The organism is Paeniglutamicibacter sp., assembly GCF_046714615.1.
In the GTDB taxonomy this organism is placed as follows: domain Bacteria; phylum Actinomycetota; class Actinomycetes; order Actinomycetales; family Micrococcaceae; genus Paeniglutamicibacter.
Genome location: NZ_JBKKAP010000141.1, coordinates 59559 through 82744 on the forward strand (window position 1 = coordinate 59559; position 23186 = coordinate 82744).

Consider the following 23186-nt stretch of genomic DNA (forward strand, 5'->3'; position numbering starts at 1 on the left):
GATGAAAGCTCGGATTGGCCGCGATCCCCGGCGTCCGGTCCGGTTCAAGCCAAAGACGGTACCCGTGGGTATCCGGCCTGTCGTCGGCCCGTTTGCCAGACGACAGGCCACGCAGCGGACTTCTCAGTGTTCCATTGCGGCGACGCCGGCCTCGCGACCTTCAACGGGATCATCCTGCCGCGCCCGGGGGATCAGCAGTACCGCGATCAGGCCCAGTGCCGCTGCCAGCAGGAATGAATAGAAGTTCCATTCGAAGCCCAAATCGGAATCCAGAATGAGCCCCACCATGAGCGGTGCCACCACGGCACCGAGTCTTCCCACGCCGAGGGTGATCCCCACGGCAGTCCCTCGGGTCCAGGCCGGGAAATATGCTGCGGCGTAACCGTTGACAAGGATCTGGGTGCCGATCGATCCCAGCCCGGCCAAGGCCACGAACGCGTAGAGCAGCAGCGCGGTCGGCTGCAGGCTGAGGCCCACCAGGGTGATGACCGCAGCCGTGAAGGCCACCGTCACCGCGATCCGCGAGCCCAACTTGTCGGCCAGGAACGCCGTGGCCACGCTGCCGAGAACAGCACCCAGATTCAGCACGAGCAGGAAACCTATCGCGGAGCCCAGCGGATAGCCGGCGGAGCGCATGATCTGCGGCAGCCAGGTGTTCAGGCCATAGACAAGCAGCAGTCCGGCGAACGAAGCGATCGAGAACAGCACCAAGGGACGCAGGCGGCCCGGACCAACCAGATAACGCAATACGGAGGCGCGGCGCGAGCCTGCCACGGGCGGGATGGCCGCAGGAACAATTCCATAGATCCTGGCCAGTTCCTCCGCGCGCCCGGTTTCTCCGCGTCTGAGCAGGTAGGTCATGGATTCGGGCAGGTGCCTTGCGATCAGCGGCACCAGGACAAGGGCGGGCAAGGCCCCGAAGGCGATCAGCCACCTGAAGCCCAAGGGCTCGATGAACACCAGCGCCGTCAGCGCTGCCAACACCCCGCCGACCGAGTAGCCAACGAACATCAAGGCGTTGTATAGCTGTTTCCTTCCTACAGGTGCGTATTCGACGGTCAGCGCGATGGCAGTTGGCATGACGCCGCCCAGACCGATTCCGGCCAGTAGCCGGGCCAGGCCAAATATTTCCGGACTCGGGGCCGCGGCGCTCACCAAGGTCAGCACACTGAACCAGATGGTGCTGATCAACATGACCCGGCGCCGGCCAAAGGTGTCCGAGAGTGTGCCGACCAGCAAGGCGCCCAGGAGCATGCCGAGGGTGGTGAGGCTGCCGATGATGCCCAGCTCGCTGGCCTTGAGCCCCCACTGCGGATATTCGAGAAGCACGGGGACGATGGCGCCGAAGACCATGAGGTCGTAGCCGTCCAGGACGATGACTGCGAAGCACAGGGCGACGACCAGCAGTGGAGAGCGCGAGCGCAGGGCGGGTGACAGTGGATTCATGAACATACCTTCCGGATTTGGGGCAAGCCTGGGAGTCGGTCAGGCCGAGGCGGGCTGGAGGGAGCGTGCTGCCTGGTACTCGTGGATCCAGGCCAGGTGGCGTTCCCACGCGTCCGGTGCTGCAAGCCGGGCGTTCCTGGCATCGGCGCGTTCGCCGTCGGGGAGGTGCAGGACATCGGCGGTGGTGGCCGAGGCGATCTGGACCCTGCGGGTCCTTTCGATGCGCACGTCCTGGTAGCGCTGGCGTGCGGCGTCCCAGCCGGAACCGTCCTCCAGCCCCTGGATGAGGCAATCGGCCAAGACAATGGCGTCCTCGATGGACTGGTTCGCTCCCTGCCCGTGATGCGGAACCAGTGCATGGGCGGCATCTCCCATGAGGGTCACCTTTCCGCGGCTCCACTGGTGCAGCGGCGGACGCTGGAACAGTGCCCAGCGGTCTCCGGTCGGTGCGGCGCCGATCATCTGCTGCACGGCAGGATGCCAGCCTTCGAAGGCCGCAAGATGGGCTCCTTCCTCGTCGGCCGTGGCCCAGGCAGGACCCTCCCACGGTCCGCCGTGCCGGCGGACCAACAGATAGTTCTGCTCGCCGCTGCCGATCGGGTAGTGCAGCAGATGGCCGCCGGGCCCCATCCAGAACTGGATGGCCTCCGGATCCGGAAGGTCCGCCAGGGCCTCGGGGGCCACGATCCCGCGCCAGCCGGAACAGCCGGAGAACTGGGCGTCGTCGTATCCCACGACGTGGCGGCGCACCGTCGACCGGGCCCCGTCCGCGCCAATGACCAGATCGGCCTCGACGGTGTCGCCGTCGCTGAAGTGGAGGCGAACGGCATCGGCGGTTTCCTCGATCCGCACGCATTCCTTGGACAGGTGCAGGCCCTCGCCGCCGAGGCGGTCCACCAGCAGCTTCTGCAGATCCGCGCGGTGGATCCCGTAGTACGGCGCACCGCAGGCGGCCTGGTACTCATCGCGCGAAGATATCCGCCCGATGACCCGGCCGTCTCGGCCATCGCGGAACACCAGCCCGTCCACGCTGGCCGCCGCCGCTGCCAGGCCGGCCCCGATGCCGGTTCGCTCGTCGAGGTAGCGTGTCGCGTTGGCCGACAGCGCGACGGCCGCGCCGACTTCGCGCAGTTCCGACACCCGATCAAAAACCAGCGGGTCCAGGCCGCGGCGCCGCAGCTCGATGGCAAGCGTCAGCCCGCTGATGCCGGCGCCGATGATTGCGATGCGGCGGCCGCGCGGCTGGTTGATGGTGGTCTGCATGAAAAACCCCTTCTGGAGGAAATGGTGCTTGTTCGTCCCCTCAACCTTAGGAATTAGTGATGTGCGGCACAGTGGCATGCGGTAGAACTTCCCGCCCATCATTTCCGACACTGTGTCGCAATATCTTCGTGACGCGTTCCGGAGCCGACCTAGACTGGGTGGATGAACCGCACGCCCGAACTCCACGACGCCATCCAGGACCTGTCCGAAGCCCTGGAACGGCGCCTGGTGGTGCTGGATCGCACCATGCGGGTCGTCGCCTATTCAATCCACGAGTCTCCGGAGGACCGGCTGCGGCTCTCCCGCATCCTGGCACACAGCGATTCGTGGGACATCCCCGCCACCGCGCACCGGGCCAGTGCCATCCAGGATGTGGACGGTGTCGGGCCCGTGGTCATGTATCGGCTTCTGCGGGCCGACCGGCACATCGTCGGGTACCTGATGCTGACCCCGATGGACGGCACCGACGCCGCAACTCCGGTCGGCGGCGTCGCCGAGAACCAGCTCGGTCGCATCAGCCGGCTCATGGAGGCGCGCGACTCGAGCGCCAGGGCCCTGCAGGCCCGCTCGAGTTCCCTGGCCGTGGACCTCGTCTCCCACGACGACGAACGATGCCAGGGAGCGGCGGCAATGCTGCTCAGCGAGGAAATCTTCGGGGTTTCCGAGCACTACTGCGCAGTGGCGATCGGGCCCGGGGCCGTGGAGGCCACACCAACGGCCCTCGCACGGGTCGAGCAGGCGGTCGCGCAAACCATCCGTTTCGTCAACGACACCTCGACGGCCAGCGTGATTGGCGGCGTGAGCAATGAAGGCAACGGCGTGCTGATTTTCCCCCGGCCCGTGGTTGCCCCTCGCTTGGCACGCATTCTCACCCGTCCCCAGCTCGCTCCGTCCCGGGCCGGCATCGGTCCGCTGGCGCCCCTGGATGGCCTGCGCGATTCCTACCGGCGCGCGGGTTGGGCTCTTCGCGCCACCAGCCTGGCACCCGCCGACCACCCGGTGGCGGTCCACTTCTCCGACACGGGATCCGACGGCGTTCTGGCCGCCTTGCCGTTGGACGGCCTTGCGGTGCAGGACCTTCCCGCCCCCGTGCGGCATATCCTGCAGGAGAAGAAGACGCGCCTCTTGGCGGTGACGCTGGAGGCCTTCCTCGACAGTGCCGGGGACATCCAGCGCACCGCGCAGGTGCTCAACGTGCACCGGTCCACCATCTACTACCGGCTGGAGCGGCTCACCGAAGTGGCCGGCGTTGACCTGCGGCTGGGCACGGTCCAGCGCGATCTGCATGTGGGGCTGCGACTTGCCCGGCTGGCAGGGTTCCTCGATCAACCAGACGTATCGCGGTCGTGACGGTTCACGGAATCCACTTCTGCGAACCGGCTTCCCGGCATGGCTCCGCGTGATGCAAACACCGATCCGGCGGTCGAAACATCGTTGAAAACGGTCCCCGTGACACAGGCGTCGGGTCGGGATCAACGGTGCGCACCCGGTGGCGGTGATGATGCTCCACGTCACGTTGGACCCGTGCAAAGCGCCGACCGGACCGAGCTCGACGAATTCGTCGGCGCCCTGAAAGGCGCGGATGCTCAGATGCTGTGACAAGTCTCCATGGTGCCCAAGCCCCGGCGAACCGTGTAAATTCAGGCTTCGGACCCCCGTGGGCGATACCCTAGAGCCATGGCCCCACGTACCTCCTCGCAAGGCGAAGGGAAGACAACCACGCGCAAACCGCGTGCGTCGACCTCCTCGTCCAAGACGACCCGAAACTCCAAGAGCGCACCCGCACCGGTAGAACACGACTTCCCGCTGCCGGTGCGCATGGTGCGTTCGGCCTGGATGGGCATCGCGCGCGTCACCGGCGGTGCCTTCCGCAAGGTCGGCCGCGACGTGCACCCGCCCTACGAGGTGCGCCGCGACGGGACCGGTCTCTTCCTGGTCATCCTTGCCATCGTCATTGCCTCCGTGGAGTGGTGGGGGCTGCGCGGGGTGGGCAGCTACGGCGGGTTCGTGCATGCAGTGGCCGGCGGGACCTTCGGGTTCATGGCCGCGCTCATGCCCCCGATCCTGCTCATCGGCGCCATCCGGCTCTTCCGCTGGCCCGAGGAACACCGCGCCAACAACCGCGTGGGCATCGGACTGGCCCTGCTCTCGCTGGCCGGATCCGGGATCTCCCATGTCGCCGGGGGACTTCCCTCGGTCTCCGCGCCCTTCGAGGATCTCTGGGGAGCCGGCGGAATGCTCGGCGCCCTGGTCTCCGTCCCGCTTGCGGGGCTGATTTCCGGTCCCGGGGCCATGGCCGTGATGATCGTACTCGCGCTGCTGAGCCTGATGATCCTCACCGCCACCCCCTTCCGGCACATCCCCGCGCGTTTCCGCGAGGGCTACGAAAAGCTCATGGGCCAGCACCCCGAGGGCAGCACCCGGTCCGGCGGCGTGGAGCTGACGGGGGAGGAGCACGACCAGTCCTACCTGTACGAGTCCGAGGAACCGCAGAAGAAGCCGCGCAAGAAGATGCGGCTCTTCGGCAAGGACCGGGACGCCGAGGCGTTGGCCGCCGAGGAGGCCGCGTACACCGGCGACGTCGCCTACGACCAGGCGGTCATCACCGACGCCTACGACCACACCGCCGCACCGGGAAGCCACCCGGTGGACCTCTACGACGAGGCAGTGGACGCCGCGCACGAGGAGCCCGCGATCCGTCCGGGAGTGCGCCGCCCGACCAAGGACGAGCGCGAGCGCGCCGCGATCATGGACGCGGTGGGTCTGGGCCGGGAGCCCGAGGCCGACACCCAGGCCATGAGCGCCATCGACCTCACCAACTACGACGACGTCGCCACCGGCGCGATCCCGCAGATCCCCGCGCGCACCGCCGCCGCCCCGCTGCCGCCGATTCCTGCACGCACCGAACAGCTCCAGCTCTCCGGGGACGTCGCCTACACGCTGCCGGGCTCCGACCTCTTGCCCGCGGGCCCGCCGTCCAAGCAGCGCTCCGAGGCCAACGACGCGGTCGTCGCTGCCCTCACCGACACGCTGGACCAGTTCAAGGTCGACGCGAAGGTCACCGGTTTCTCCCGCGGCCCGACGGTCACGCGCTACGAGATCGAACTGGCCTCCGGCACCAAGGTCGAGCGCGTCACCGCCCTGTCCAAGAACATCTCCTACGCGGTGGCCTCCTCGGATGTGCGCATCCTTTCCCCGATCCCCGGCAAGAGCGCGATCGGCATCGAGATCCCGAATGCGGACAAGGAAATCGTGGTGCTGGGAGATGTGCTGCGCAGCCACAATGCCCGCAAGACCGAGCACCCCATGGTCATGGGCGTGGGCAAGGACGTCGAGGGCGGCTTCGTAGTCGCGAACCTCGCCAAGATGCCCCACCTGCTGGTGGCAGGTGCCACCGGTGCCGGCAAGTCGTCGTTCGTGAACTCGATGATCACCTCCATCCTGATGCGTGCCACCCCGGACGAGGTTCGCATGGTCATGGTCGACCCCAAGCGCGTGGAACTCACCGCCTACGAGGGCGTGCCCCACCTGATCACCCCGATCATCACCAACCCGAAAAAGGCCGCCGAGGCCCTGCAGTGGGTGGTCCGCGAAATGGACACCCGCTACGACGACCTGGCCAACTTCGGCTTCAAGCACATCGACGACTTCAACAAGGCTGTCAAAAACGGCAAGGCGGTCCCGCCCGAGGGCTCCAAGCGCGTGATGAAGCCATACCCGTACCTCCTGGTCATCGTCGATGAGCTCGCGGACCTCATGATGGTTGCCCCGCGCGATGTTGAGGATTCGATCGTGCGAATCACCCAGCTGGCGCGTGCCGCAGGCATCCACCTGGTGCTTGCCACCCAGCGCCCGTCCGTGGACGTGGTCACCGGCCTGATCAAGGCCAACGTGCCCTCGCGCATGGCCTTTGCCACCTCCTCGGTCACCGACTCCCGCGTGGTGCTTGACCAGCCGGGCGCCGAGAAGCTGCTGGGCCAGGGCGACGCGCTCTTCCTGCCCATGGGCACCTCCAAGCCCATGCGTGTCCAGGGTGCCTGGGTCACCGAGTCCGAGATCCACGCCGTCGTCGAACACGTCAAGGGCCAGCTGAAGGCCGAATACCGACACGACGTCGCCCCCGAGGTGCAAAAGAAGCAGATCGATGACGACATCGGAGATGACCTGGAGCTGTTGCTGCAGGCCACCGAGCTGGTGGTGACCACGCAATTTGGTTCCACCTCGATGCTCCAGCGCAAGCTACGCGTCGGCTTTGCCAAGGCCGGAAGGCTCATGGACCTGCTCGAGTCCCGCGGCGTGGTGGGTCCCTCCGAGGGCTCCAAGGCCCGCGACGTGCTGGTCAAGCCCGATGACCTGCCCGAGGTGCTGGCAGCCATGCGCGGCGACGAAGGCGGCGCCGGCGACGTGGTCCCCACCGCGACCGAGGCGGCGCTGGCGGACAACGCCAACGCCAACCACTACGGCACGGACCTGGTCGCCGAGGACCTCGACGGGTTCGAAGAGTCAGTTGACTACCACGACGGTGCCGACGAAGAGGGCTCGGAAGACGCCTGGAACCTTACCGGAAGGTAGCCTAGAAGCGTGACTGAATCCCCAGCAGAACAGCAACCCGCCCATGTCCCGACCCTGAACATCGCCAACGTGCTCACCACGCTGCGCATCCTCATGGTCCCGTTCTTCATCTGGGCCCTGGTGGCGGACGAGAAGGAATACGGACTCATGCGCTGGGTGGCCGTGGCGATCTTCGCCGTGGCCATGTACACCGACAAGCTGGACGGGGACCTGGCCCGCAGCCGCGGGCTGATCACCAACTTCGGCAAAATTGCCGACCCGATCGCCGACAAGCTGCTGACCGGTTCGGCGCTGGTGATGTTCTCGATCCTGGCCGAGCTGCCCTGGTGGATCACCCTCGTGATCCTGGTGCGCGAATGGGGCATCACCCTGGTGCGCTTCGTGGTCATCCGCTACGGTGTCATGGCCGCCTCGCGCGGCGGCAAGCTCAAGACAGTGATGCAGGCTGTGGCCATCGTGCTTTATCTCCTGCCCTGGACCCACACCTTGGATTGGCTGCACGTGGTGGCGTTCATCGTGATGCTGCTGACCCTGGCCGTCACCGTGGTGACCGGCCTGGACTACCTGTTCAAGGCCTGGCAGTTGCGCGCGGCAGCCACCACCCGCTCCTAGCCACCACCCCGCGCCAACATCCAAGGATCGACGGAGATGACACAGCCCATGGACGCAAACCCCGGCACCGAGCTGGCCGGCCGCGTTGTTGCCGCTGCCATCGCCGCCGGGACCAGCATTGCCACCGCCGAATCCCTGACCGCCGGAATGATCGCGGCAACGCTTGCCGAGGTGCCCGGCGCCTCGGCCGTACTGCAGGGCGGGGTGGTGAGCTACTCGAATTCCGTCAAGGCCAACGTGCTGGGCGTGGATCCGGCGCTGCTGGCCGAACGTGGTTCCGTCGACGGAGACGTGGCGCGGCAAATGGCCGAGGGTGCCAGGCGCGCCTGCGGGGCCGACCTGTCCGTCTCTGCGACAGGAGTTGCAGGTCCGGACGCGCATGACGGCAAGGACGTGGGCACGGTCTTCCTGGGTTATGCGTCGGAATCGGGCAGCGGATTCACCGAGCACCGTTTTTCCGGTGACCGGGCACAGATCCGGATCTCGAGCACCCTGGCGGCACTGGAATTGCTTGCTTCCCACCTCCCGCCCAGCAAGCACACAGCTTGATGGGGGAAGGTGGCTATGAATCGTTTTGTGACACCATTGCAGATCGATTTGCGATAGTTATGGAAAATCACCCACAGCAGTGGCTAAGGTGGGGGCGGGGAACAAAAAACGACTCCCGGCAGTTATTACCCATGACGGGCACTAAACAGTGACCCGCACCGATCGCCCCACAAGGCATCTAGGACCGGAGAACAAAAGGCAATGCACATGGTCAAGCAACCAGTATCGGTAAACGGTGTGGTCCGTTGGCGTGATGTGGGCCTACAGAGCGAGGTCCGCCGCGACAAAGAGGAGCGCAAGATGGTAGTCCTTCGACACGAAATCGGCGACGTCCTCCGCGATGTTCGTCAACGCCAGGGACGCACCTTGCGCGAGGTCTCCCACAGTGCCCGTGTTTCCCTCGGATATCTTTCCGAGGTCGAGCGCGGACAAAAGGAAGCCTCATCCGAGCTTCTCTCCTCGATCTGTGGTGCCCTCGAGGTGCCGCTGTCACTGATGCTCCGCGAGGTCAGCGACCGCGTTGCCATCGCCGAAGGCATCACCATTCCGGATACGGTCCCCGTGGACCTGACCAGCGAATTCGCTGGTGACTATCCGGTTGAACTCGGCAAGCGTCTGGCCCCGAGCCACTAGTCAACAACAAGCGGGCTCGGTGGTGTACCCGGGCTTCGTGGCCTTGGCCCCCGTGCCGGTGTCCGTTCATCATGAACAGGACCCCGGTGCGGGGGCTTTTTGCTTAAGGCCCAAGCTTCCCGTGGCACAATTGCGAAGGTGCGATTGAGTGATTTCTGGCGTCTGATGGACGACGAGTTCGGTGCGGGCTATTCCCGCACGTTGGCTTCCTCCCTGGTGCTCTCCGCCGTTGGCGGGGTCAGCGCCCAGGAGGCGCTGGTCAAGGGGGTCCCTCCGCGGGACGTGTGGCTGGCGGTGTGCGAGATGCAGGATGTGCCGCCCGAGCGCCGGTTGGGCAGGGACCAGCCGGTCAAGGAGCGGTAGAATATTCGAGGAACACGCCCACCGCCTTCGAATATCTGTTCGGAAGAGTGTAGACTTCTCAGTGAGAGTTCGTCGGGGTGCACGTTGCCGGTTTTCCACAGCAACGACGCCCTGAAACCAAAGTGTCGGCCAACCGTCGTACGCTCGTGAATAGACAAAGAGTACCGGCCAAACCGTTCATCGGGTGGCCCTAACAACCGAGGTGAACAATGGCCGTTGGTAAAGATCGCGAGAAGGCCCTCGAAGCTGCACTTGCACAGATCGACAAGCAATTCGGCAAGGGTTCGGTCATGCGACTGGGCGACAAGACCGTTGCACCCATCGCCGCCATCCCCACCGGGTCGGTGGCACTCGACATCGCGCTGGGCATTGGCGGACTGCCGCGTGGCCGCGTGGTGGAGATCTACGGTCCGGAATCCTCCGGTAAGACCACGGTCGCCCTGCACGCGGTGGCCAGCGCCCAGAGGCTTGGCGGCATTGCCGCCTTCATCGACGCCGAGCACGCGCTGGATCCCGAATACGCCAAGAAGCTGGGCGTCGACACCGACGCACTTCTGGTTTCACAGCCGGACACCGGCGAGCAGGCCCTGGAAATCATGGACATGCTCGTGGGCTCCGGATCCGTCGACATCGTCGTGATCGACTCCGTGGCCGCACTCGTGCCCCGGGCCGAAATCGAAGGCGAGATGGGTGACAGCCACGTCGGCCTCCAGGCCCGCCTGATGAGCCAGGCCCTGCGCAAGATCACCGGGCGCCTCAGCCAGACCCGCACGACAGCAATCTTCATCAACCAGCTGCGTGAAAAGATCGGCGTGATGTTCGGCAGCCCGGAAACCACCACCGGTGGCAAGGCGCTGAAGTTCTACGCTTCGATTCGCATCGACGTGCGTCGCATCGAAACGCTGAAGGAAGGCACCGTCCCGGTCGGCAACCGCACACGCGCCAAGATCGTGAAGAACAAGATGGCCCCGCCGTTCAAGCAGGCCGAATTCGACATCATCTACGGCCTGGGCATCTCGCGCGAAGGCAGCCTCATCGACATCGGCGTGGAGCAGGGCTTCGTCAAGAAGTCGGGCGCATGGTTCACCTATGACGGCGACCAGCTGGGCCAGGGCAAGGAAAATGCGCGGAAGTTCCTGCGCGACAACCCTGATCTCGCCAACGAACTCGAACGCCAGATCCTCGAGAAGCTTGGCATTGGCCAAGACGCCGAAGACAAGGACGGCGATACGTTGCGCGTGGTCAAGGAGTCCTAGTTCCGTGGGCACCACCAAACACCAGGGCGGTTCGTCCGGCTCCCAACCAGGAGCCGAACGGCCGCTTTGGTCGTTCCCGGCAGACGGCAACTCGGACTGGGGCGACCCATCGGAAATTCCCGTCTGGGCGCACAGCCAGGCAGCCTCAACGGCCCCGCCGCCCGAGGAGGCACCCGGACCGCCAGAGGCGAAGCCCGCCTTCGGGGAACGTGCCGGATACGCAGGACGCAGTTCATCGCGTACCGCCAAGCGCGGCACCGGCGGCGCAAGTTCGTGGGGCAACGGCGGTCGCTCCGCCCAAGCCGGTTCCCGGCGCACCTCACAGCGGGCTCCGCGGACCCGCGACAAGACGCTGCGGGAACCCGCCGAACCCATCGAGCTCACGGACGAGCAGTATGCCACCAAGGGGCGGGCCATCCTGCTGAGGCAGCTCACCGCCTCGGCCAAGAGCCGTGCACAGCTGAAAACCAAGATGCTCGAGAAGGAAGTCCCCGAGCACATTGCCGAGGAACTCCTGGACCGGTTCGAGGAAATCCAGCTCGTGGATGACGAGGCCTTCGCCGAGAGCTGGGTGCGCTCTCGTGCCCGCAGCCGCGGCCTGGCCCGCGCGGCGATCAAGCGCGAACTGCGGGAAAAGGGAATCGAAGGCGACATCGCCGAAAATGCTCTGGAGCAGATCGACGAGGAGTCCGAGGAGGAGACTGCCCGCGACCTGGTGGAACGCAAGCTACGGGCCCCATCGATGGGGGTGGACCGTGAGAAGAGCGTGCGACGGCTGGTGGGCATGCTGGCACGCAAGGGCTACTCGCCATCCGTGGCCTTCCGCATCGTCAATGCCGCCTGGGAGGAACGTTTCGGAGCCGTGCAGGACTAGTCCAAAATGGCCTCCCGAAAGGCGGTCTGCGGCGCAGAATTGGGTAGGCTTGACGGGTGACTGCGACCATATCAATGACCGACGAGCAAGAACCAGCCTCCCCGACCCGTACCTACGAGGTCCGCACCTACGGGTGCCAGATGAATGTCCACGATTCCGAGCGCCTATCCGGGCTCCTCGAGGCCAGCGGCCTCATCGAGCAACAGCCCGGGGACGAGATTGCCGACGTCGTGGTCTTCAATACCTGCGCGGTTCGGGAAAACGCTGACAACAAGCTCTACGGAAACCTGGGCATGCTGGCGCATGTCAAGGAAAAGCGTCCGGGAATGCAGATCGCAGTCGGCGGCTGCCTGGCCCAGAAGGACCGGGACACCATCCTGCGCAAGGCGCCCTGGGTCGATGTGGTCTTCGGAACGCACAATGTCGGTTCGCTGCCGGCCTTGTTGGATCGTGCACGGCACAACAACGAAGCCCAACTGGAAATCCTCGAATCCCTCGAGGTCTTCCCCTCCACGCTGCCCACGAAACGGGACTCGGTGCATTCGGGCTGGGTGTCGATCTCCGTGGGCTGCAACAACACCTGCACTTTCTGCATCGTCCCCTCCCTCCGAGGCAAGGAGCGCGACCGGCGGCCGGGGGAGATCTTGGCAGAGATCGAGGCACTGGTCGCCGACGGGGTCATCGAAGTGACCCTGCTGGGCCAGAATGTGAACTCCTACGGCATCGAATTCGGGGATCGCCTGGCCTTCGGCAAGCTCCTGCGTGCCTGTGGCCAGATCGAGGGGCTGGAACGCGTCCGCTTCACCAGCCCGCACCCCGCCGCATTCACCGACGATGTCATCGAGGCCATGGCCGAGACCCCCAACATCATGCCCCAGCTGCACATGCCGCTGCAGTCAGGGTCGGACAAGGTCCTCAAGGAGATGCGCCGCTCCTACCGGTCCAAGAAGTTCCTGGGCATCCTGGACAAGGTCCGGGAACTCATTCCGGAGGCTGCCATCACCACCGACATCATCGTGGGATTCCCCGGCGAAACGGAAGAGGACTTCCAGGCGACGCTCGATGTGGTGGAGGCCTCGCGCTTCTCCAGTGCCTTCACCTTCCAGTACTCCAAGCGTCCCGGCACTCCCGCCGCAGACCTGCCCGACCAGCTGCCCAAGGCCGTGGTGCAGGAACGCTACGAACGGCTCACCGCCCTGCAGGACCGGATCTGTGCCGAGGAAAACGCCAGGCAAATCGGGCGTACCGTCGAGGTCATGGTCACCGAACATGCCGGGCGCAAGTCAGGGGAGACCCACCGGCTCTCCGGGCGGTCCACCGACCAGCGCCTCGTGCACTTCTCCGTCCCCGAGGGCGGGCAAATCCCGCGCCCCGGCGACCTGGTCACCGTCACCGTGACTGGCGCGGCCGCCTTCCACCTCGTCTCCGACCCCGCATCCCTTGGCGACTATTCGGTGCGCCGTTCGAGGGCGGGGGATGCGTGGGACCGCGCGCAAGCCGACTCCTGCGGCGTCCCTGCCACCGGCGCCACCGGAACCGGCGGAGTGTCCCTGGGCATGCCCGCGCTTCCCCCGCGCAAGTAGGGCACCGACCATGAAACTACCGGTGATCGCCGTCCTGGGACCGACAGGCACGGGCAAGTCCGACCTGTCCATCGCCCTGGCCCAGGAGCTGGGCGGAGAAATCGTGAACGCAGACGCCCTGCAGTTCTACCGCGGGATGGACATCGGTACCGCCAAGCTTCCGCCGGCCGAACGCGGCGGGGTACCGCACCACCTGCTCGACATCATGGATGTCCGCCAGGAGGCGAGTGTGGCCCGCTTCCAGGCCGAGGCGCGCCATGCCTTCGACGGCATTCGCGACCGCGGCCTGGTGCCCATCCTGGTTGGCGGGTCGGGCCTGTATGTGCGGGCGGCGCTGGACGAGATTGACTTCCCGCCGACCGATCCGGCAGTTCGCCGGCGGCTGGAGGCAGAGGCCGCCGAATTTGGCATTGCCCCTTTGGCCGCACGCCTGGCGGAGGTGGATCCGGCCTCGGCGGCCAGGAACCTCGATGACCGGCGCCTGATCCGCGCCCTGGAGGTCCACGAAATCAGTGGCAAGCCGTTCAGCTCGTTCATGCCCCAACGGCAATACCACGCCCCTGCGGTACAGATCGGCCTGAACCTCGACCGTGCGCTGCTGCATGAGCGGTTGGCTGCGCGGGTGGGGAAGATGGTCGAACTCGGCCTGCTGGACGAGGTGCGCCGGCTCGATGCCGACGGGCTGCGGGAGGGGAAGACCGCCTCGCGGGCCATCGGCTATGCGCAGTTCCTGGCGGTGCTGGATGGCACCATGTCGGTTAAGGAAGCCACGGAGAAGACAGTCATTGCCACACGGCAATTTGCCCGGCGCCAGGTCACCTGGTTCGGGGCCGATGACCGGGTCAACTGGTTCGACCCGATGAACAAGACCTTGGTGCCCGAGGTCCTGGCCCGTATCCGGGAATCCTGATTCCGCACACGCACCTGGCCGGAAAGAATCGTTTTGACGCTCGGTGCTTCCTGCTTGCTGGAGCGCTCTTTGATCGTCACCAAGGTTTTGGTATCAACGGTGGCATCCTGGCAGCCAGGGATCCACTATTCCCTGGCTTGATGCGGGCGCATGCTCACCTGCCGAACCGTCAGAGCCCACCGCACGGGGGATGAGGCAATGGTTGCGTGGTTTTAGATACCTAGGAATACACCGGATACACCATCTACACAGGTATTCACGGAATTCAGTGAAGTACACCGATCGTACTGCTACTCACAAGGGACAGGCAATCGATCTCACTAGGCCACAAAACCCATTCCGCCCAACTGCTGGCGCCGAACCGCCACAACTGATCGGTCGCGCAGGAATGCTGGACGAATTCGTATATGGACTGCAGATCAGGTCAGGAGCCCCCGCACTGCTCACCTTATTTATCGGCGCACGAGAAATCGGCAAAACCGTCTGGTGCAGGCGGTCCAACAGGCAAAAGTGAAGGACGTAAGGCTGCGAGTTTCGGGTGATTGAGCACCGGGGTTTTGCTGCACGTATTCTTAAGACCATGAGCGCGAACGACCCCACACCAGAGACCACCCCGAGCCTGCAGTCCATCGTGGGCAACCTTCCCTACGCCAAGGGGCATGGAACCGGAAACGATTTCGTCCTCATTGCCGATCCCTTCGACGAGCACCAGCTCGATCAAGCACAGGTCGCCGCCCTTTGCGACAGGCACCGCGGGATCGGCGCCGACGGATTGATTCGGGCGGTGCCCTCCAAGACCCTGGCCGAGGGCCGGGAAGTCCTGGAATCGAGTCCCGAGGCCTACTGGTTCATGGACTACCGCAACGGCGACGGATCGATCTCGGAGATGTGCGGCAACGGGGTACGCGTCTTCATGCATTTCCTGTTGAGTGAAAAACTGGTGGAACTTCCGGTGGGCTCCCGGCTGCCCATTGGCACGCGCGCCGGGGTGAAAATCGTGACGCGCCTTGAAGACGGCTACGCCGTGGACATGGGCCCGTGGGAATTTATTTTTGAGCAGGCAGCCACGCAGAACGGGCTTGATTCGAGGGTGGCAACCGCCGGACTGGACAACGCCCGCGGCGCCCTGAGCATCTCCATGGGCAACCCCCACACCGTCGTGGCCCTGGCCAACGCCGCTGAATTGGAGAACCTGGAACTCTTTGCAATCCCCGATGTCCAGCCACTGCCCCCACACGGAACAAACGTCGAATACGTCCTGGCCGCAGACCCCGTCGTCCACGAAGGGGTTGGGTCGTTGCGCATGCGAGTGCACGAACGCGGTGTGGGGGAGACCCTGTCATGCGGCACCGGGGCCTGCGCCGCTGCAGCAGCCACCCGCCACTGGGCCCAGGCCCAGGACACCCTCAGCTGGAAGGTGCAGGTGCCCGGAGGCGAACTGGGCATCGAGTTCACCCCAGGTGCCACGGGACGGGAACATGTGGTGCTCAGCGGCCCCGCGGTCCTGGTGTCCCGGGGCGAGATCTCCGCGATCTGAAAACGATGGCCGGATTCCCTGGAGGGGAATCCGGCCATCGGCGTAGTAGGGGCTAGGAAGCCTCGGGGCGTGCGATTTTCAGGATGCGGAAGGCCTTGTCCGTCGAGACCCGTTCGATGCTCCAGTCTTCCGGCAAGACGGTTCCCAGCCACTTCTGCAGCGAGTCCGCACCGAGGTTCTTCTGAACCACCAGCCAGGCAATCCCGCCCGGGGCAAGTCGCGGCAGCCACAGCAGCAGAAGCTCGTGCAGGGCTTCCTTGCCGATCCGGATCGGCGGATTGGACCAGATGGTGTTGTACTGCAGTTCCGGGTCGATTGCCTCCGGAAGCGCAACGACCACGTTCTTCAATCCCAGGGTCGCGGCATTGTCACGGGTCAGGGAGAGGCTTCGCTCATTCACATCAACCCCGTAGACCGTCGCCTTGGGGGAGGCCATGGCCATCGAGAGTGCGATTGGTCCCCAACCGCAGCCGATGTCCAGGAGGTTTCCGCCGGCTGAAGGGTCCGGAACACCGTCCAGAAGAATGGCGGTTCCCTTGTCGATCCTGTCCGGGCTGAAGATGCCGCCGGAGCTTTGCACCTTGTGCACGGCGCCACGCAACTTGACGCTGATGTGGCGCCGCTTCTCTGGGGTGGAAGGCTGGGCGCTGAAATAATGTTCCGGGCTCATGTTGGCAGGTTAACCGCCCGGGGGTGGCAAACCCAAACCCGGAGCCCGTTTTCGGGCCACAATTAGGTGTGAGATGCCTCAATGCGCACGGCCGGGCCAAGTGATAGAGTTTTCCGTATGACTTACCTGTAAGACGCACCGAGCGCACAATCGACCGCGGGCCCTTCCCCGAGCGAGCCCTTGGCTCCTTGGCTGGAAGTCGACCCCTGCCGGGTCTGTGGGTGTTGCGCCGAAGAGTCATTTCCTCCGCAGCGGACCTTCGAAAACCACCGACGTTTTCCAAAAAAGGTTCCCCGTCGCGGCATCCCGCCCCGGGATCGACATGGCCCCCGCCGCGTACGCGCTGCCCGGCAACCAGGAAATCGCCATCGAGGCCCATACGATCCCTGCGCTTCATGGACACCAAATTTGGGGGCGTCCCGCATGCACCCGGCGCCCCAGGCAAGGAGCAAACGATGCATCCATCCAACGAACACGGACACCCCGGCAATCAATCCACACACAAGGACGCTTCTGTGGGTGCGGGGCACTATTCTGGAATACAGCAAACTAAGGGGAACATGACCAATCCACAGCCTTCCGGCCCGCAGGACAACGACATGGACGAGGCCCAGATCCAGGCAGCCATCGAACGGATCCTCGCCAGCGACAAGGCCGCCGCCAGCAAGAGCACCCACTTTGGCGCTCCGGCGGACGAGGGAGTCCTTTCCGGACGCGCCCAGGCCCTGAGCAAGCTCACCGGCGAGCATTCGTCCACCGACGGTGACCAGCAGGAGTTGGCCGAACGCCGCGCCCTGAAGCGCGGTGCGAGCCTCTCCACCGAACTCGAGGACGTCACCGAGGTCGAATACCGCCAGCTGCGCCTCGAGCGCGTCGTGCTGGCCGGCATCTGGAACGAGGGGACCGCCCAGGACGCGGAAAACTCGTTGCGTGAGCTGGCCGCCCTGGCCGAAACCGCTGGCTCGGAAGTGCTCGACGGAATGGTGCAACGCCGCGCGAAGCCCGATCCCGGCACGTACCTGGGATCGGGCAAGGCCATGGAACTGCGCGAAATCGTCGCCGCCACCGGGGCCGACACCGTCATCATCGACACCGAGCTGGCACCGTCGCAGCGCCGTGCCCTAGAAGACGTCGTCAAGGTCAAGGTCATTGACCGCACGGCATTGATCCTGGACATCTTTGCCCAGCACGCCAAGAGCCACGAGGGCCGCGCCCAGGTGGAGCTGGCCCAGCTCGAATACCTCCTGCCGCGCCTGCGTGGCTGGGGCGACTCGATGTCCCGCCAGGCAGGTGGCCGCGTGGGTGCCGCCGGCGGCGGCATCGGCTCCCGCGGCCCCGGTGAAACGAAGATTGAACTGGACCGCCGTCGCATTCGCGACCGCATGGCAAAGCTCCGCAAGGAGATCAAGGGAATGCTCCCGGCCCGCGAGGCCAAGCGCGCGAACCGCAAGCGCAACGCGGTGCCGTCGGTGGCCATCGTCGGGTACACCAACGCCGGCAAGTCCTCGCTGCTCAACCGGCTCACCGACGCCGGGGTCCTGGTCGAAAACGCACTGTTCGCGACCCTGGATCCCACGGTCCGCCAGGCCGAGACCCGCGATGGGCTGAACTACACGCTCGTGGACACGGTCGGCTTCGTCAAGTCGCTGCCCACCCAATTGATCGAGGCCTTCCGCTCCACGCTGGAGGAAGTGGCCGACTCCGACCTGATCCTGCACGTTGTCGACGCGGCGCACCCGGACCCTGAAGGCCAGATCCAGGCCGTGCGCGAGGTGCTCAACGAGGTGGACGCGCGGAACATCCCGGAGCTCATGGTCTTGAACAAGGCGGATGTTGCAGACCCGTTCGTGGTCGAGCGCCTGCGCCAGCGCGAGCCGAACCACGTCATCGTCTCGGCACGCACCGGCGAAGGCATTGCCGAACTGCTCGAAAAGATCAGCGCCGCAATCCCGAGGCCCAATGTCCAACTAGAATTGATGATTCCCTATGATCGAGGCGACGTGGTCAACAAGCTCCACGGCGCCGAGGCCGAGATCCTGGCCGTCGAACACACCGAAACGGGAACCCGCATGATGGTGAAGGTCCGCGAAAGCATGGCCGCAGAAGTGGAGCAATTTAGTATTCATGGCTGAGGAATCAGACGTCATCGCCCTATTGGACGAAGCAGTGTCCAGCATGGGCGGACAAAGCCGACCGGGCCAACACGAAATGACACGCCAAGTCGTGCGGGCCATGGAAACCGGTGAACACCTGCTGGTGCAGGCGGGAACCGGAACCGGCAAATCCATGGCCTACCTGGTTCCCGCGCTGGCCCACGCGCTGGAATCGGAGAAGCCCGTGGTGATTTCCACCGCAACGCTGGCGCTCCAGGCGCAGATCGTCGGCCGCGACGTGCCCCGCCTGCTGAGCTCGCTGAAGGACAAGTTGCCGCGCGAAATGGACGTGGCCCTGGTCAAGGGCCGCTCCAACTACGTGTGCCAATACAAGCTCGGCGGGGGATACCCGGACGACGACGAAGGCGCATTGTTTTCGCTGGAATCCGGCACCCCCATGGTCGGCGGGTCCTCCGAGGGCCCCGGCTCGGCACTGGGCCAGGAAGTGGTGCGCCTGCGGCAATGGGCCGAACGCACCGACACCGGCGACCGCGACGACATCACGCCCGGGGTCAGCGACAAGGCCTGGCGCCAGGTCTCGGTCAGCGCGATGGACTGCCTGGGTGCCCAAAAATGCCCCATGGCCTCCGACTGCTTCAGCGAGCTGGCCCGCGCCCGCGCGGCCAGCGCCGACGTCGTGATCACCAACCACGCCATGCTGGCCGTCTCGGCCTTCGAGGGCCTGGCAGTGCTGCCTGACTTCGACACCGTCATCATTGACGAGGCCCACGAACTGCAGGACCGGGTGACCAGCTCGGTGACCCGGCCCCTGTCGGTCAACATGGTCCAGACCGCTGCCTCGGCCGCCCGCAAGCACTGCTCGGTGAGCGTGGACTCGCTGAACCAGGGAGCCAAGGCCTTGCAGCGTGCCCTGGAGGGCGTCCCCACCGGACTCATGGCCCGTGGGTTGAACGAGGACCAGGAGGCCGCACTGAACCAGATCGCCGAGGCCGCGCGCGTGGTCCTTTCCGACTCCAAGCCCGAAGCCAACGCGCCCGCCGATGGCGGACGCCAGATGGCCCGCTCGCAGGTCATGTACCTGGTGGAGCAGTGCACCAAGATGCTTGAAATGACCGAGGAGCGCGAGGTGATCTGGGCTTCGCGGCCCGGCCACTTCAGCCCGGGGGAGGGCTATGTCCAGCCCGACGAGTCGAGCCAGCCGACCTTGATGGTTGCACCGCTCTCGGTGGCGGGAAAGCTCAGGGAGGGTCTCTTCGACGGCCGCACCGTCATCCTCACCAGCGCGACCCTGGCCATCGGCGCCGCCTTTGAGCCGGTTGCGGGTTCCCTGGGACTGGTGGGTGACGGCGCACCGACCTGGAACGGCGTCGACGTGGGCAGTCCCTTCGACTATCCCAAGCAGGGCATCCTGTACGTTGCCAAGCACCTGCCAAAGCCCGGGCGCCAGATGTCCCAGGAGACGCTTTCCGAAATCGAGGACCTGATCAAGGCCTCCGGCGGCGGAGCCTTGGCGCTGTTCACCTCGCGCCGTGCGGCCGAGGAAGCCGCCGAGATCCTGCGCGCACGCCTGGATATTCCCATCCTGTGCCAGGGCGAGTCCAGCATGAAGGCCCTGGTCGACCAGTTCTCGGCCGAGCCCGATACGTGCCTGTTTGGCACCATGACGCTGTGGCAGGGCGTGGATGTGCCCGGCAACGCCTGCCGGCTGGTCATCATCGACAAGATCCCGTTCCCCAGGCCGGATGATCCGCTCTCCTCGGCACGCAGCCGGGATGTCGCGAAGCACGGCGGAAACGGTTTCATGGCCGTGGCAGCAAGCCACGCCGCGGTGCGACTGGCCCAGGGCGCGGGCCGCTTGATCCGTTCGGTCAATGACAAGGGTGTTGTTGCGGTGCTGGATTCGCGCCTGGCCACCGAACGCTATGGCACCTTCCTGCGGGCCTCCCTGCCGCCCTTGTGGGCAACGCCGAACAAGGCCACCGTCATTGCCGCGCTCGAAAGGCTCAGCGAGGGCTGAGCCCCGTCGCCTGGCCCGTCCCGCTTACGGTCGATGGGCAAGGGACGGAAAAACCCGTGTGGGGCCGATGACTGATCGGCACCACACGGGTTTTGGGATGAGCTGTGGCTGCGGGCCTAGATGGAACGCATGACCGATACGACCTTGCCCATGACGGTTGCGGCGTCACCAAGGATCGGTTCGTATCGGGAGTTCTGCGGCAGCAGCCAGGTGTGACCGTCGCGCTGGCGGAAGGTCTTGACCGTGGCTTCGTCCTCGAGCAACGCCGCGACGATGTCGCCGTTGTTGGCCGTCGGCTGGCGCCTCACGACAACCCAGTCTCCGTCACAAATGGCGGCATCGATCATGGAGTCGCCGCTGACCTTTAGCATGAAGAGCTCGCCGTGGCCCACCAGTTGGCGCGGCAGGGCGAAAACGTCCTCGATCGCCTGGTCGGCCAGGATCGGCCCGCCGGCGGCAATGCGCCCGACCAGGGGAACCATGGCGGTGTCTGCGGAGGTCGTCAGCTCCGAGACGTTCATGCCGTTGGCTGCCTTGAGCTCCGACTGCCCCTCGACCACCTCGAGCTTCGCGTCGCTCTTGAGCTGCAGTGGGAGCAGGATTTCCATCGCCCGCGGGCGGCGCGGGTCGCGCCGGATGTAGCCAAGCTTCTCGAGCTGGCTGAGCTGGTGGGTCACGCTCGAGAGGCTGGCAAGTCCCACGGCGTCCCCGATTTCCCGCATCGACGGCGGGTACCCGTTGCTGCTCACGGAGCGCTGGATGGTTTCCAGGACCTTCTTCTGACGGATGGTCAGGCTCTTCGCGTCGCGTCGAGGGGTTCGTTGTTCGGTCGTCATTGTCAATGCCTCATCCCGATCGTCGCCGGTTGCCCGCGCGTGCCGCAAATTGTCGGTGCGGGTTGATGTAGTGAATACATCGCCCCACAACCACCATCCTAGTAGACAAAGTCACTGCTTTCAAAGATTTGTTCGAACAGATCTGGACACGTGTCGTCGAAAAGTGCTAGAAATAAGATACGCACTACGAACACATGTTCGAAAGGTGCGTTCGAATAATCGTCGCATGTTCGATCGCGGGCCACCAGGCCCCGGTCGCCAAGCGAATTCAGAGGAAAGGCAAAGACGTGGCAAACACTGCTTTCTCGGCCCCGCTCCACCTTGTAACATCCAACGACTACCTGCCCGAGCTGCAGCCATCGCTGGCGCCCCTGCGGCTCACCCGCCGCGGAAAGTTCGTGCTGATCGGGCTGCCCATCTTCGTGGTGAGTGCCGCGGTACTCATGCTCCTGGGCCTGTTCCTCTCCCCGGCCAACGCATCGGCCGAGGTCCCGCTGGGCGTCAACGCCGTCAGCGTCACGGTCATCGAGGGCGACACCTTGTGGGGGATTGCCCGCGAATTCGCTCCGCAGCTCGAGCCCCGCGAAGCTGTTCGCCAGATCGGCGACCTCAACAACCTCAGCAGCTCGGTGCTGAACCCCGGAGCGGAACTCTTCGTTCCCATCGGTAGCTAGGGCACCACCCCGGCACCGTCCGCTGACACCGTCCGCCGGCGCCAATTCGACTCATTGCGAACCGATTATTACCCTGGGCACCGGCGAAGATTCTCGGGCCCACCGGCCCCCGCCGTAGACTTGACTTGTGAATGAACGGCTAAATCGCCTGGCAAATCTGCCCCTGCGAGAAAATCTTCAAGGTCTCGAACCCTACGGCGCACCCCAAATTGACGTCCCGATTCAATTGAACGTCAATGAAAACACCCACCCGCTACCAGCGGAAGTACATCGCGCCATAGTCGAAGAAGTCTCCGCGGCAGCCGTGGGACTGAACCGTTACCCCGACCGCGAATTTACCGAACTGCGCGAACGGCTTGCGGCATTCCTTGGCCACGGCCTGGGCTCCGACAACATCTGGGCAGCCAACGGCTCGAATGAGGTCCTCCAGCAAATCCTGCAGGCCTTCGGCGGACCTGGCCGCTCCGTCATGAGCTTCCCGCCCACCTACTCGATGTACCCGCTGCTGGCCTCCGGAACCGACACCACCTATGTTGCGGGTGTGCGGTCGGCGGACTACGGGCTTTCGGCAGCCGACGCCGCGGCGCAGGTGCGCGAGGCAGCGCCGAACATCGTGATCCTGTGCTCACCGAACAACCCCACCGGCACCGCCCTGGGCCTGGATGTCGTCGAAGCCGTCTACGAGGCGGGCAAGGCCAGCAACGCCATCGTGATCGTCGACGAAGCGTATGCGGAATTTGCCCACACCGGGACGCTCTCGGCACTTTCCCTGTTGCCCGGCCGCGAGCGCCTCATCGTTTCGCGGACCATGTCCAAGGCCTTCGCCCTGGCCGGCGCCCGCCTGGGCTACCTTGCCGCGGCCCCGGAAGTCACCGACGCCATCCGCCTGGTTCGCCTGCCCTACCACCTTTCGGCTGTCACCCAGGCAACCGCGAATGCGGCACTGAAGCACGCCGACATCCTGCTGGCCAACGTCGAGGCCATCAAGGTCCAACGTGACCGCATCGTCAACGAGCTCACCCGCATGGGGCTGCACCCTGCCTCCAGCGATTCCAACTTCGTGTTCTTCGGCGGGATCAAGGACACCAAGGCCATCTGGGAGGGGCTGCTCGAGGCCGGTGTGATCATCCGTGACGTGGGGATTCCCGGGCACCTGCGGGTCACCGCGGGCACCGAGGACGAAACCACCGCGTTCCTTGTCCGTCTCGAGGAACTGCTCAATCAGGGTCCACACACGCTCTAACGCTAAACTTGGGGCGGTGGCGCTGGTGACGGCG

19 protein-coding genes are annotated in these 23186 nt (G+C 65.2%); 15 read left to right on the forward strand and 4 right to left on the reverse strand.

Annotated features, from left to right (window positions below; all coding sequences use genetic code 11):
- Nucleotides 1–123: 123 nt before the first annotated feature.
- Both ACLQ7E_RS16325 and ACLQ7E_RS16330 read right to left on the reverse strand, forming a co-directional pair.
- Complete coding sequence (locus ACLQ7E_RS16325) at nt 124–1446, reverse strand: MFS transporter (protein WP_411733621.1); 1323 nt, start codon at nt 1444–1446, stop codon at nt 124–126.
- Nucleotides 1447–1485: 39 nt separating this feature from the next.
- Complete coding sequence (locus tag ACLQ7E_RS16330) at nt 1486–2709, reverse strand: FAD-dependent monooxygenase (RefSeq protein WP_411733622.1); 1224 nt, start codon at nt 2707–2709, stop codon at nt 1486–1488.
- Nucleotides 2710–2871: 162 nt separating this feature from the next.
- Between ACLQ7E_RS16330 and ACLQ7E_RS16335 the strand changes: the two genes are divergently transcribed.
- The 11 genes from ACLQ7E_RS16335 (at nt 2872) to dapF (ending at nt 15598) form a co-directional block, all read left to right on the forward strand.
- The gene (locus tag ACLQ7E_RS16335; protein WP_411733623.1) at nt 2872–4059 is read left to right on the forward strand and encodes a PucR family transcriptional regulator; all 1188 of its coding nucleotides are present in this window, start codon (nt 2872–2874) and stop codon (nt 4057–4059) included.
- 327 nt (nt 4060–4386) lie between these two features.
- Nucleotides 4387–7281: a DNA translocase FtsK 4TM domain-containing protein gene (locus tag ACLQ7E_RS16340; protein WP_411733624.1), complete on the forward strand. Its 2895-nt coding sequence runs from the start codon at nt 4387–4389 to the stop codon at nt 7279–7281.
- A 9-nt stretch (nt 7282–7290) separates the two neighbouring features.
- Complete coding sequence (pgsA, locus tag ACLQ7E_RS16345) at nt 7291–7893, forward strand: CDP-diacylglycerol--glycerol-3-phosphate 3-phosphatidyltransferase (protein ID WP_411733625.1); 603 nt, start codon at nt 7291–7293, stop codon at nt 7891–7893.
- Nucleotides 7894–7929: 36 nt separating this feature from the next.
- Nucleotides 7930–8442 (forward strand): CinA family protein, encoded by a 513-nt coding sequence (locus ACLQ7E_RS16350; protein WP_411733626.1) that lies wholly within the window; start codon nt 7930–7932, stop codon nt 8440–8442.
- 207 nt (nt 8443–8649) lie between these two features.
- Nucleotides 8650–9075: a helix-turn-helix domain-containing protein gene (locus ACLQ7E_RS16355; protein ID WP_071215828.1), complete on the forward strand. Its 426-nt coding sequence runs from the start codon at nt 8650–8652 to the stop codon at nt 9073–9075.
- A gap of 138 nt (nt 9076–9213) precedes the next feature.
- Nucleotides 9214–9438, forward strand: coding sequence for a DUF3046 domain-containing protein (locus ACLQ7E_RS16360; RefSeq protein ID WP_411733627.1), 225 nt, complete (start codon nt 9214–9216; stop codon nt 9436–9438).
- 209 nt (nt 9439–9647) lie between these two features.
- On the forward strand, nt 9648–10694 hold the full coding sequence (recA, locus tag ACLQ7E_RS16365) for a recombinase RecA (RefSeq protein WP_411733628.1): 1047 nt from the start codon (nt 9648–9650) through the stop codon (nt 10692–10694).
- Nucleotides 10695–10698: 4 nt separating this feature from the next.
- Nucleotides 10699–11568 carry a regulatory protein RecX gene (locus ACLQ7E_RS16370; RefSeq protein ID WP_411733629.1) on the forward strand — a complete coding sequence of 290 codons (870 nt, stop codon included), beginning with the start codon at nt 10699–10701 and terminating at the stop codon, nt 11566–11568.
- Nucleotides 11569–11642: 74 nt separating this feature from the next.
- Nucleotides 11643–13151: a tRNA (N6-isopentenyl adenosine(37)-C2)-methylthiotransferase MiaB gene (gene miaB, locus ACLQ7E_RS16375; protein ID WP_411733673.1), complete on the forward strand. Its 1509-nt coding sequence runs from the start codon at nt 11643–11645 to the stop codon at nt 13149–13151.
- A 10-nt stretch (nt 13152–13161) separates the two neighbouring features.
- Nucleotides 13162–14061, forward strand: coding sequence for a tRNA (adenosine(37)-N6)-dimethylallyltransferase MiaA (miaA, locus tag ACLQ7E_RS16380; RefSeq protein ID WP_411733630.1), 900 nt, complete (start codon nt 13162–13164; stop codon nt 14059–14061).
- 580 nt (nt 14062–14641) lie between these two features.
- Nucleotides 14642–15598 carry a diaminopimelate epimerase gene (gene dapF, locus ACLQ7E_RS16385; RefSeq protein ID WP_411733631.1) on the forward strand — a complete coding sequence of 319 codons (957 nt, stop codon included), beginning with the start codon at nt 14642–14644 and terminating at the stop codon, nt 15596–15598.
- Nucleotides 15599–15650: 52 nt separating this feature from the next.
- On the opposite strand, the gene ACLQ7E_RS16390 is transcribed toward dapF, so the two are convergent.
- Nucleotides 15651–16268, reverse strand: coding sequence for a class I SAM-dependent methyltransferase (locus ACLQ7E_RS16390; protein WP_411733632.1), 618 nt, complete (start codon nt 16266–16268; stop codon nt 15651–15653).
- A gap of 560 nt (nt 16269–16828) precedes the next feature.
- Between ACLQ7E_RS16390 and hflX the strand changes: the two genes are divergently transcribed.
- Nucleotides 16829–18400, forward strand: a complete 1572-nt coding sequence (gene hflX, locus ACLQ7E_RS16395) for a GTPase HflX (protein ID WP_411733633.1) — start codon at nt 16829–16831, stop codon at nt 18398–18400.
- Nucleotides 18393–20399, forward strand: coding sequence for an ATP-dependent DNA helicase (locus ACLQ7E_RS16400; RefSeq protein WP_411733634.1), 2007 nt, complete (start codon nt 18393–18395; stop codon nt 20397–20399). The genes hflX and ACLQ7E_RS16400 overlap by 8 nt, the downstream gene beginning before the upstream one ends.
- A 116-nt stretch (nt 20400–20515) precedes the next feature.
- Here ACLQ7E_RS16400 and lexA read toward each other — a convergent pair whose 3' ends face one another.
- Nucleotides 20516–21235 (reverse strand): transcriptional repressor LexA, encoded by a 720-nt coding sequence (gene lexA / locus ACLQ7E_RS16405; protein WP_411733635.1) that lies wholly within the window; start codon nt 21233–21235, stop codon nt 20516–20518.
- 287 nt (nt 21236–21522) lie between these two features.
- Between lexA and ACLQ7E_RS16410 the strand changes: the two genes are divergently transcribed.
- Nucleotides 21523–21909, forward strand: coding sequence for a LysM peptidoglycan-binding domain-containing protein (locus ACLQ7E_RS16410; RefSeq protein WP_411733636.1), 387 nt, complete (start codon nt 21523–21525; stop codon nt 21907–21909).
- A gap of 127 nt (nt 21910–22036) precedes the next feature.
- Complete coding sequence (locus ACLQ7E_RS16415; protein WP_411733637.1) at nt 22037–23152, forward strand: histidinol-phosphate transaminase; 1116 nt, start codon at nt 22037–22039, stop codon at nt 23150–23152.
- Nucleotides 23153–23186 lie beyond the last annotated feature (34 nt).

Coding starts and splice junctions, on each gene's coding strand:
- ACLQ7E_RS16325 (WP_411733621.1), bottom strand. CDS start 1,446: ATGAATCCACTGTCACCCGCCCTGCGCTCGCGCTCTCCACTGCTGGTC.
- ACLQ7E_RS16330 (WP_411733622.1), bottom strand. CDS start 2,709: ATGCAGACCACCATCAACCAGCCGCGCGGCCGCCGCATCGCAATCATC.
- ACLQ7E_RS16335 (WP_411733623.1), top strand. CDS start 2,872: ATGAACCGCACGCCCGAACTCCACGACGCCATCCAGGACCTGTCCGAA.
- ACLQ7E_RS16340 (WP_411733624.1), top strand. CDS start 4,387: ATGGCCCCACGTACCTCCTCGCAAGGCGAAGGGAAGACAACCACGCGC.
- ACLQ7E_RS16350 (WP_411733626.1), top strand. CDS start 7,930: ATGACACAGCCCATGGACGCAAACCCCGGCACCGAGCTGGCCGGCCGC.
- ACLQ7E_RS16355 (WP_071215828.1), top strand. CDS start 8,650: ATGGTCAAGCAACCAGTATCGGTAAACGGTGTGGTCCGTTGGCGTGAT.
- recA (WP_411733628.1), top strand. CDS start 9,648: ATGGCCGTTGGTAAAGATCGCGAGAAGGCCCTCGAAGCTGCACTTGCA.
- miaB (WP_411733673.1), top strand. CDS start 11,643: ATGACCGACGAGCAAGAACCAGCCTCCCCGACCCGTACCTACGAGGTC.
- miaA (WP_411733630.1), top strand. CDS start 13,162: ATGAAACTACCGGTGATCGCCGTCCTGGGACCGACAGGCACGGGCAAG.
- dapF (WP_411733631.1), top strand. CDS start 14,642: ATGAGCGCGAACGACCCCACACCAGAGACCACCCCGAGCCTGCAGTCC.
- ACLQ7E_RS16390 (WP_411733632.1), bottom strand. CDS start 16,268: ATGAGCCCGGAACATTATTTCAGCGCCCAGCCTTCCACCCCAGAGAAG.
- hflX (WP_411733633.1), top strand. CDS start 16,829: ATGACCAATCCACAGCCTTCCGGCCCGCAGGACAACGACATGGACGAG.
- ACLQ7E_RS16400 (WP_411733634.1), top strand. CDS start 18,393: ATGGCTGAGGAATCAGACGTCATCGCCCTATTGGACGAAGCAGTGTCC.
- lexA (WP_411733635.1), bottom strand. CDS start 21,235: ATGACGACCGAACAACGAACCCCTCGACGCGACGCGAAGAGCCTGACC.